Annotated in this window: 10 protein-coding genes; 6 read left to right on the plus strand and 4 right to left on the minus strand. The window is 40.0% G+C overall.

The window, feature by feature from the left end:
- The first annotated feature begins 131 nt into the window (after window positions 1-131).
- Entirely contained in the window at window positions 132-2783 is a 2652-nt protein-coding gene (locus AB5935_RS22055; protein ID WP_368327569.1) for an HD domain-containing protein, read from the plus strand.
- 131 nt (window positions 2784-2914) lie between these two features.
- Here the strand turns inward: AB5935_RS22055 and AB5935_RS22060 are convergent, their stop codons facing one another.
- Entirely contained in the window at window positions 2915-3172 is a 258-nt protein-coding gene (locus AB5935_RS22060; RefSeq protein WP_057098566.1) for a hypothetical protein, read from the minus strand.
- Entirely contained in the window at window positions 3172-3324 is a 153-nt protein-coding gene (locus AB5935_RS22065; RefSeq protein WP_195437676.1) for a hypothetical protein, read from the minus strand. Before AB5935_RS22065 ends, AB5935_RS22060 begins: the two co-directional genes overlap by 1 nt.
- A 361-nt stretch (window positions 3325-3685) precedes the next feature.
- Here AB5935_RS22065 and AB5935_RS22070 point away from each other — a divergent pair, with 361 nt between their 5' ends.
- From AB5935_RS22070 to AB5935_RS22090, 5 genes are all read left to right on the plus strand, one after another.
- Window positions 3686-4663 (plus strand): ArdC family protein, encoded by a 978-nt coding sequence (locus tag AB5935_RS22070; protein ID WP_057098565.1) that lies wholly within the window; start codon window positions 3686-3688, stop codon window positions 4661-4663.
- A 65-nt stretch (window positions 4664-4728) separates the two neighbouring features.
- Window positions 4729-5379, plus strand: a complete 651-nt coding sequence (locus AB5935_RS22075) for a hypothetical protein (RefSeq protein WP_057099540.1) — start codon at window positions 4729-4731, stop codon at window positions 5377-5379.
- A gap of 40 nt (window positions 5380-5419) precedes the next feature.
- Window positions 5420-5629, plus strand: a complete 210-nt coding sequence (locus tag AB5935_RS22080; protein WP_084830354.1) for a hypothetical protein — start codon at window positions 5420-5422, stop codon at window positions 5627-5629.
- An 11-nt stretch (window positions 5630-5640) separates the two neighbouring features.
- Entirely contained in the window at window positions 5641-6342 is a 702-nt protein-coding gene (locus AB5935_RS22085; RefSeq protein ID WP_084830353.1) for an SLOG family protein, read from the plus strand.
- Window positions 6343-6465: 123 nt separating this feature from the next.
- Complete coding sequence (locus tag AB5935_RS22090; protein ID WP_057098564.1) at window positions 6466-8178, plus strand: ParB/RepB/Spo0J family partition protein; 1713 nt, start codon at window positions 6466-6468, stop codon at window positions 8176-8178.
- Window positions 8179-8417: 239 nt separating this feature from the next.
- Here AB5935_RS22090 and AB5935_RS22095 read toward each other — a convergent pair whose 3' ends face one another.
- Window positions 8418-9734, minus strand: a complete 1317-nt coding sequence (locus AB5935_RS22095; RefSeq protein ID WP_368327570.1) for an AIPR family protein — start codon at window positions 9732-9734, stop codon at window positions 8418-8420.
- 4 nt (window positions 9735-9738) lie between these two features.
- Window positions 9739-10419, minus strand: coding sequence for a hypothetical protein (locus tag AB5935_RS22100; protein ID WP_368327571.1), 681 nt, complete (start codon window positions 10417-10419; stop codon window positions 9739-9741).
- Window positions 10420-10530 lie beyond the last annotated feature (111 nt).

Here is a 10530-nt window from a genome sequence, read left to right on the forward strand (position 1 = left end):
AAAATCCTGAGCAACTTTTTGTTGCTCAGGTACTTAAAAAGTTTAATTTATAATAGTGTTGCGGAATTAAGGATAACTATATTATTGAAAAGCTTTCTTCAACGTATAAGAATGACTTACCAGCATTAAAGATGGCTGTAACAAAGTTACTATTCTTTAAGTTAGATGAAGACAATATTGAACCGTGGAAAGACTGTTACTATCCAAAAGATTTTGAAACAACACGTGGCGGTTTATATATGAATTGCGGTATCCCGCAAGGTTTACCTCAATCTTACTTCTTCGGCAATCTCTGTATGATAGAAGTCAAAAATTGTCTTATGAAAACTAAATGTTTCAATGGTGATGCCTACTTTTATGTTGACGATTCGGTTATTTATGTTCAAGCAGAGTTAGATGAAAGATCATTCAAAGAGAGAATAGACGCACTTAATGCTGACCTTTTTAACTGGTGCAACAAAGCAGAACAGGAAAAGAGTGATATAGATTATTTCGTTCCGAAGACATATTTGAATTTCCACGCAAAATTGAATTATCAGATTAAATTTCATGAGGAAGGGAAAAGCGTGTTCACTCCGATAGACACTACTTACAATCAATTCGGTCCAATTTTGAACCTAACCCGAGAAACATCAATATCCTCCAAGCTCTCATGGAATTTGGATGAAATAGATGATCAAGTATCTCTCGGCAAGTTGGAAGCTCTTGACAAGGTGATTTCTCGCGAAATAGAAGAGCAGAAAAAGAAGGCGAATGAAAATACTGGTGCTAAACAGAAAAACCAAGTGTCTTCGAGATTAAAACTTCTGCGTAGATTTAAAAAATTCTTCCTTTATCGCAATCGTTTATTAAAGATAAGAGAAGAAGGTGGGCCAAATGAGGCTTTACTTAATAGCTTTAAAGAACGCTTTTTAGAAAAGGTGAATAACCTTGCTGATTGGTTTGAGCAGAACGATGAAGATATATTCCAGTCTGAATATAGATTACTTATACAGAAAAATTCGAAGGAGGAATCTCAAAGGTTAAGTAAGTGTATCGAAGCATTTGAGAAGACTGCATTGAAGCTTGGAAACAAGGGTGACGAAAAAAGATATAAATATCTTTTCTTTGCAAAAGATGCAAATAGTGCTGTTGTGATGAAATCTCTCTCTCAGGACATTTACTCATCACTTATTCGCTGGGCTAAAGAAAATTTCAGTGGATTTAAAAGCCTTAATTCCGAAAAGCAGATGGAAAAATTCCGCGCATTTATGACCGAAAAATCCGCAATGGGAATATATGGAATGAAAGATAGCGGATATAATGGGAAAGATTTTACGGAGTTTGTAATGAAAACATCTTCGGAATACCAAAGAAGAATCCTAAACGTTTATTTTTCAGAAATCATGAGCGTTATTCCGTCTGACGCTTTGACATTCATGAAAACCAATTCCCGTAAGTTCCACTATACCGAACTACGAATATTAGCATACCTAAGGAACAAAGATTTTGACTTGGTGCAGTTTGAAGAGTTTGTTGAACATATAAAAGACAAGGACATATCAAACTGTATGGGCATTGATATGGGACTACTCGACGTGTTGAACCGATTTATTAGTCATGTGCGCAAGCCAGAATGGGTGGATTCATTGATTCTCACTCATCGACTAACGAAAGGCTTGTGGTATAACGGTTCTAAGTTTCTCAACTCATATACACTTCACAATGAGGAACACGCAGTAACTCTCATTAATAAGTCGCTGGAACTGACAAACAGAATCGACTATTTTGTATTGAAAGATGTTGACTATTATATTTTGTTCTTAGCTTGTTATCTACATGACATTAGTATGGTAATTCATCCTGACCTAGGCAGAATGAGCTCTGCGGAAGGTAAGAATATAGCTATCATATCTGAACTCATGGTGAAGATGCAAGATGAATTAAATGCTTTCAATACAATAAAGCCTGAAGACCGCAAGAATTCTCGGTTGAAGAATGCTGGTAAGTTCTTGACATCTATATTTAATGAGGTATATGGCTACTTTGAAAATGAAGTAAGAGACCATCATGCTACTGATAGTGCGAAGTTTATTCGCGAAAGGTCTAATACATTACTCAGCTACCTTGAACCCACTTTACTATCATTTGTTGCTAAAGTATCAGAAAGTCATGGCTATGACGTGTATGACGTATATGGTTTGAAGTCGAGAGCTAAAGAAGATACAGTCAGCTTGAAATATTTGATGATACTCATCCGTTTGGCAGACTTGTTTGATGTGGCAAATGACAGAGTGAATTATCATCTTTTACGACAGAATCTCAAACACTTGTCGTTAACATCGAAGTTCCATTGGATTTCGCATCTCGTCACAGACAAAATCGAGTTGAAGACCGTTTACAACGCCGATGAAAACGATAAAAAGAAGTTGGATGAGAAACCTATTTTAGAGGATATAAACCTTGACTTGTACCTGAATGTCAAACAGCTCACTTCTGTAATCAAGAAAAACGAGTGCGAAAGTTGTCAGTGTAATATAAAAGGAGACTGCATCAGCATAGAAATAAAAAAAGGTAGTAAGCCAAAAGAGAAATGCAATCAGGACTCGTGTACTGTTCTCTGCAGATGGATGATGAAGAAACATGAGTGGCTCATTCCGGAACTAGTCGCCCTAAACGATTACCTCTTCTCCGTGAACAACTCGCTCATAAAGACAAGAATAAACTTCAACATACACTATCGCGGAGACATGGCTCTCGACCCTGATATGTTTGATTATGTACAGGAGTATTTGGGAGTGTAACCAGTATAGAAAGAAAATAAAATTTAAATGTTCATGATGGGCGTAACTATTTAGCTAAAAAATATTTCTGATCTTTAAATATTTAAACGTACAGATTTTTATACTCAGCTAAAGGTTGACACTCTTTCGACTTACTCCCACCCATCCGGCAGCGGTATAGGTCTGTTCCTGCTTCCCGTTCCCTTTCCAGCACTCCGGCAGGCTTCATGCCCGAAAAGGAACGCAAAGACGGAAGGGACAAACGGAACACATTCGCTCGTACTGTCACCCGAAGCTTCGCCTGCCAGCGAAACTTTCCGTGCGCCATCCCGTTCAAATAAGTTCCCCTGATGTTTGTCCCAGCAGCCCCTTATTGTCTTACCCGGTTTGTAACCGTACTTTTTTTTCATTAAGCTCCGCCATACTTAATCAAATCTTTTGTCTGCGGAGCTTTCCACTCGTTACCGCAACTGCCATCGCACGGCCATCCGCAAAAGCCGGATAGCTGATTGCTCTGTTCGTTTACCATCAACCGGACAGAAAGCACCTCGCCACCTCGCAATTATCACCCCGTTTTTCTTGTTCTTTTCCAGAAACGAAACTTTCCAGCTTTCATAACAGCACTTTCCCGACTTGTACCGATAAGTAATCTATCATTCAATTTACTGAAAGGTTGAATTTTCCCCCTTAGGGCTGATTGGGAAAACATTGACGAAGGTAGGCGGGGGAGAAAGCAAATCCGCAAAAAATGCCAAATCTCCACCCTGCGGGTAGTATTTACCATTTTTTCAGATAATTGCAATTCTCCCTTTCCGCTCTTGATTATTGTCAATGTTCTTCCCAATCAGCCAAAGGGAAAAAATTTGGTTGGGGCGGCAAGCGATGATAACAAAAACAAGTAGTAACAATTTAATTTTTGAGTTATGGCAACGACAACAAACAACACCATCGAGAAAATTTCTCCCGTGTTCACCGATTTACTTATCAAGAAAATCGAAAGTCTGAAAAGCGACTGGCAAAAACCGTGGATAACGAGCCTTAAACACGGTTTCCCCCGCAACCTAAGAGGAACGGTTTACAATGGCGGTAACATCTTAATGCTGCTGTTTTACACCGAGTTTATGAAATTCACTTTGCCCGTGTTCCTTACATTCAATCAAGCCAAAGCCGAAGAAGTGAGCATAAACAAGGGCGCACGTTCGTTCCCCGTTTACTATTGGTTCAAGTTCGTGGTACACAAGGAAAGTAACAAGTCCGTCCCTTACGAGGAATATTGCAAGCTATCCAAAGCGGAAAAGGACGAATACAAGGTAATACCCCAAATGAAATATTACAATGTGTTCAACCTCGACCAAACCAATTTTGCGGAAAAGTACCCCGAACGTTTCGCCAAGATGCAACAGGGCGAACAGCCCGAAAACCATTCGGACGGTATCGAGTGCGGAATGTTGGACGAGTTAATATATATGCAGAACTGGTATTGCCCCATCAAAGTAAAGTATTCCGACAGTGCTTTTTATGTGCCCGCAACCGACTATATCGTTTGTCCCGAAAAAGAGCAGTTCCCGCAGGGAGCGGAGTTTTACGGAACACTTTTACACGAGATGGCACACAGCACAGGCAACCCCCAACGCCTGAACCGCACGTTCGGCAGCTTTTTCGGGGATGAATTATACGCCCGTGAGGAACTTGTAGCCGAACTGACATCAGCCCTTTGCGGTGCTTTCTTCGGTATCGCCACCACACCGCAGGACAACAACGCAGCCTATCTGAAACACTGGCTCACCAAGCTAAAGCAAGAACCCGCCTTTCTGATTGATATATTGGGCGATGTGAACAAGGCTGCAAAGATGATAACGGAAAGGGTGACAGAGCCGATAAACGAACCCGTTGCAGCCTAACGGAAAACAGAAACAAGAGTATTAACAAAGGGGTGGAGCAATCCACCCGCAAAAAACATAAGAAGATGAAAACATTATCAGAAAAGGAATTTAACGAGTTCAATGCAAAAGGATTATTCACGGACAGAGCGGAACAGGCAAAGGAAATCCTGTTTCCCGTCATGCAGGAAATACGAAAGTTTATACCCGGTGCGGAATACGGCTATCGTGTGATAGGCGGTCAATATCCCCAATTTTACGGTATTCAAATCGAGTTTACGCAAAACGGCATTCGCTTTCATTTGAACAAGATACTCAAAGAAAACAAATACAAGATTGTCCCCGATATGGAACATTTTACGAACGTCAATCGCTACGACATTGAGAGGATAACCAACCAATATGAAAAGCCGTGTAATATCGGTACGTTCACCGCAAAGAAAGTGAACGACTGGATAAATTACTATACTCTGATATACAACCAAGTAGCGGAAGAAGAAGCGGAAAATGCGCAGAAAGTAGCCGATTTCCTTAAATCTATTGAGAACGAATCCATAAGATGGGAAGCCAAAGACCATTCAAAAGGAACTATAACCCGCAATGGCTTATGCTTCACTTTCTACATAGAGAACGGACACCTCTCTTACGAGTTAGCCCTTAGTTATTGCGGTACGACTGACTATAACAAATTCCGGTTAATGGCTGACAACCAATTTTTCCCGAAAGGAAACTATTAGACAACAAGGGCGGAGCAATCCGCCCGCAACACCCGATAAAATGAAAACGATACTCATTTACAAACTGATATACCGCCTAATCCTTTGGGCAGTGGTGATTTACTTTTTCACCACCACCGCAGGGCAGTTCTTCGCCTTATTTTTTGCCGTACTCCTGTTTTATTTCGTGGCACGGTTCATTCTCGCCCTTGTTTGGCGTTTGTTTGTGGGTATCGTTTTTGTGCTGATAATCATTCTTTTAATCTTTTAAAATATACCAATATGGAAACAAAGACATTCATCAAGAGCGGAGCAGCCGAAACCAGACTTTTTGGCGAAGAAACTTATGTACAATGCTGTTTGGGTGCATTTCGGGGCGAAATCTATTTCGATTACAAATACCGCCACACCAACGGGCAGGAGTTTACAACCCTACGCAGGACGTTGGTACAATGCCGTGCCGAGCGTGATTTTTGGCTAAGGGAAAAGACCGTTTCTTTTTCGGGACACCGAGCCGAGAGAATGACAAGGAACAGCCCCAACACACAAAAACGATTGATAGATATAGGCTTCGACACCTATACAGCGATAACCGAACTTTGCAAACGTGACTATCATACGTTTTTATCGGGCATGGCGAACGGCTTCGACCTTATCGCAGCCGAGGAAGTTCTAAACGCAAAAAAGACGTTTCCTTACATTCAGCTAAAATGTGTACTTCCGTTCAAAGGACAGGCAGACCGATACACCCAAGCCGACAAGCAGCGTTATAACGCCATTTTATCCCAAGCGGACGAGGTGATACTACTACAGGATGAATATTCAGACCGTTGTTTCTTGCGACGTAATAACTACCTGTTGGATAACTCCGCTTATCTCGTAGTCTTTTATGACAGCACCCCAACGGGCGGAACTGCCTACACGTTACGCCATGCGATAGAAAGAAAGATACAATTTCAAAACGTATGTTATAACCGCAAATAAGGCTCATAAGGGCGGAGCAGTCCGCCCGCTACTTTCTTTCGGTGAGCCGGAGCGGTGAAAGAAAGATAGCAAAGAAACCATTTTATCAAACAGAATTTTAATCAACTAAAAAATAACAGAATTATGAAAGCAACAGTAAATCAATCAGCAACAGAGAGAAACATCACATTGGTATCATTGGCAAACATTCAGCCGAGCAGTTTCAACCCTCGTAAGTATTTCAGCGAACCCGCCCTGTATGAACTGGCGGAAAGCATCAGACAGCAGGGAGTTTTGCAACCTATCACCGTGCGCCCGATAGCCAATACAGACCGTTACGAGATTGTTTTCGGTGAACGCAGATACCGTGCATCCGTCATTGCGGAAATGGAACAGATACCCGTCATTGTTTCGGAACTGACGGACGATGCAGCCGAAGATGCAGCCATAGCCGAGAACTTGCAGCGAGAGGACGTGACACCCATCGAGGAAGCCAACGCCTACCAACGCATGATTGAAACGGGAAGGCACACCGTAGCAACATTGGCGGTACGTTTCGGCAAGAACGAGAACTATATCCGTACCCGTTTGAAATTCACCGCCCTAATCCTCGAAATAGCTGAATTATTGGAAACGGACGAAATCACTATCAGCGTAGCAGCCGAAATCTGCCGTTACGGGGAAGATATACAGCGTGAGGTGTACGAGAAACATTTGCAGGATGGGAATAATTACAACAGTTGGCGGGGGCTGAAAGCTGCCGATGTAGCCAAACGGATAGAGAGTAACTATACCACTGATTTACGGTATTACTCGTTTGACAAGACCGAATGCGCAACGTGCGCCCACAACACGAACAACCTGCTTTTGTTTGCCGATGGCGGCTGCGGACATTGCGCCAACCGCACTTGTCTGGCTGAAATGAACGCGTCTTTCCTCATGGAGAGAGCCGTCCAAATCATACGGCAACAGCCCAATGTATCTCTTTGCCGTGACCGTTACAGCACCAACGAAACAGTGATAGAGCGGTTAATCGCTTTAGGTTACGAGGTTGAAAACCTTGAAAAATACACCGCTTTTCCCACAAGTCCCAACGAACCCAAAGAGGAAAATTTCAACAATCCCGAACGTTACGAGGAAGCCTGCACCCGTTACGAGCAGCAATGGGCGGACTACATGGAGAAAGAGGAAGAAATCACAGGGCGGAGCGAAGCGGGAGAAATCACCATTTACGCCAAGATAGGGAAACAGGAGATTACTTTCTGTTATGTGGAGAACGCAACCGAAGCGGACGGAACGCCCACCGAAGCCACCCTTTCACCCGTTCAGAAGTTGGAGAAGCAGGACGAGCGTAACAAGGAGATAGCCGTAGAAAGAACGGTTGAAGATACCAAACGGCAGATAATGGAAGCCGACATAACGGGCGGCAAGTTCGGAGCGGACGAGGAAAAGATGCTTTATTTCTTCATGCTCTCCAATTTGCGGAGCGAACATTTTGCAGCCGTGGGTATCACCGAAGAAGGGAAACACTACCTCACGAACGAGGACAAAATGAATATCGTGGAAAATCTCACCGTCAGGATAAAGACCATTATCCGCAGGGATTATCTGATAGCCAATTTCCGAAGCGCATGCGGCAACAATACCGAAGCATCCCTTTTGCTCGACTTCGCCCGTAAGCACATGCCCGAAGAACTTTCAGCCATCGAAAGCGGATATAACGAAGTGTACGAGAAACGACACCAGCGCATCGAGGAACGCAAAGCCGTTCTTTTGGTACAGGAAAAGACGAAAGCAAAAGGGCATGAAATCACCCAACCCGAAGAACAACCGCAACCCGAAGGAATTGCAGCCTAACCCAACAGAGGGCAAGGGCGGAGAAATCCGCCCGCTACTTTCTTTCGGTGAGCCGTGGCGGAAAAGACAAGAAGCAAAGAAACCACTTTGAAAAAGAAGTTCTCTGTTCAAGAAAAGGATGTCCGAATGAACATCCTTTTCTTCTTTTCACAGGGATCTACTTAACTTAGAATATTGCAATATAGCTAAATAGAATGGCTTAAGTGTTATTTCAAATTAATTATCATGAAGTCTAAATATCAATCTATAACTTTTATATTCAACGCTTGTATCCTTCTTTTTATATCTGGCTTAGATATTTCAAATGAAACTTTCTTTCCTTCAAGATTTGAGTAATCCAATTCTGGATTATTAGAAAAATGAAAAAAGAATTCTTCGGTTCTTAATTTTATATAACCGCAATAAATACCAGCTCTATTTTTCATAACTTTTTTCACTACTCCAATATTCTTAATAACATCACCTTCTGTTTTTGAAATATTAAGCTTTTTGCCATTATTCAATGTTTTAAGTATTAATTCTGTAAACTCTTGAACATCTTTCATTGCATATTTACTTTTCATCATATTCTGAGTCCATTCTATTTTACAGGTATTAAACAAATCTATAGCATCATTGAATATCCCTTTTGAAACCTCAGTATTATATAGACTTTTCAATATTTTTTCCGAGAATTTATCTATACTCTTTTCTTGAGATAAATGTGGTCTTTTTCCAGCAACCATCCAACAATAGATCATCAAGATATGTGCTTTGAATGGCTTCAAATCTCTGCTGAATTTTCCTTTTCTAAAGAAACCTTCAAGAGTATAAAAAGCATAAGCTATTGCAAAATATGGCAGTTTAGAATGTTCTTCCAAGAAAATATCTTTTCCAAACTCTTTAAGCAGTATTGATTCGTGTTTATGGGCAAGATGTGGATTATACATTAATGATCCCACAAAGTATTGTGTCAATATTCTTAGGTTTATTTTCTGAATTGGTTTAATCAGTGGATTATGGCTATACTGTTTTGCTCTCCTTTCATAATATATTTTATCTTGAAAATCAGAAACATAGGCGTTAAAAAAGATCTCTAAATCTTTATGAAATTTCTTTGTGCCTTCAAAAGCTTCTTCTAACACAATACTTTGCCTATTTGTTCCTTTAACTATTTCATTTGATATTTCAACATTTTTTGTAGCAATAATTTTCATTACTATTGTTGTATCACTCAAGTCTAAGCCTTCTTTTTTAGCATTATAAATTACATGACAAGTTTGACATCCATTTACAATTTGAGGATTTTCTATTCTCAATTTTCTATTATTGGGGACAAATTCATCACAAACAATAGCAATTCCATTATTTAACAAAACGAACTTTTGAGGATCACTATTAATTGTATCATATATCTCTGAGTTTACAGTGTTATCACCTTGATAGTCTCGAACATTATCATTAAAAAGAGACTTACGTATAACGCCCCCATCTGCAACAAGTAACTTATATAATTCACTTGCCTTACACAATGCTACACATGAATTTTCGACATTCTCAACTGGTGTTAAGTCCATTGTATCAATAACCTTCTATTACAGTAGAGAATTTGTTTTCATTTTCATCTAAAATGCATTTAAATTTTTCGCTGTCAATGATTTGGAAATCTACTTTTGAACAAAAATTATTTGATAATATATCTTTTTCTGCTTGCTTTTTCGTCCCTTCGTGTAATGGATCATTATTCCATTTTCCCATAACAACGTAGTACAATCGAACTATAGGAGATTCTTTCCAGTAGAAAGTAATATCTTCACTAACCAAAAATTCCTTTATTTGATATACTTCCTTAATTTTATCATTAAAAGGGTAATCTGGTGTTGCTGATAAAAAATTACGAACACCTGAAATAAAAGAATTCATTTCTGATATGCTGAAATGGGATTTATTTTTGGATTGTATGAAAATAAACTCAATACTGATTCTTGAGAATTTAGAGATAATATCTCGTATTTCATCAATACTCTTAACTAAAATCCCATTCACTTTTATTGCTATACCGTCTATTCCAGTATCACCAGGTCCCCCAACCCCTATAAAATCGACTAATTCAGAGTCAGCATTAAACGCATCGGGTTGATGTTGAGTCAATATCGCAATGTTCACAAATTGCTCAAATGCTTCATCTTCAGGAATTCCTTGAAGCTCATAGTTCTCGCAAAATTTTTTAAAACGTGCATTTATTATAGGTTCATTTGTCATATTCTTCAATATAAAGGTTTAACATTAAGCAAATATATCCTCAAATCCGCAACTAAGCCCTTGAACGTCCTTATTGCGTTTACACGTCCTCTCATTACTGAATTTGCAGAT

The sequence above is a fragment of the Phocaeicola sp. RTP21198st1_B8_RTP21198_201120 genome, assembly GCF_040929485.1.
Taxonomy (GTDB): Bacteria; Bacteroidota; Bacteroidia; order Bacteroidales; family Bacteroidaceae; genus Phocaeicola; species Phocaeicola dorei.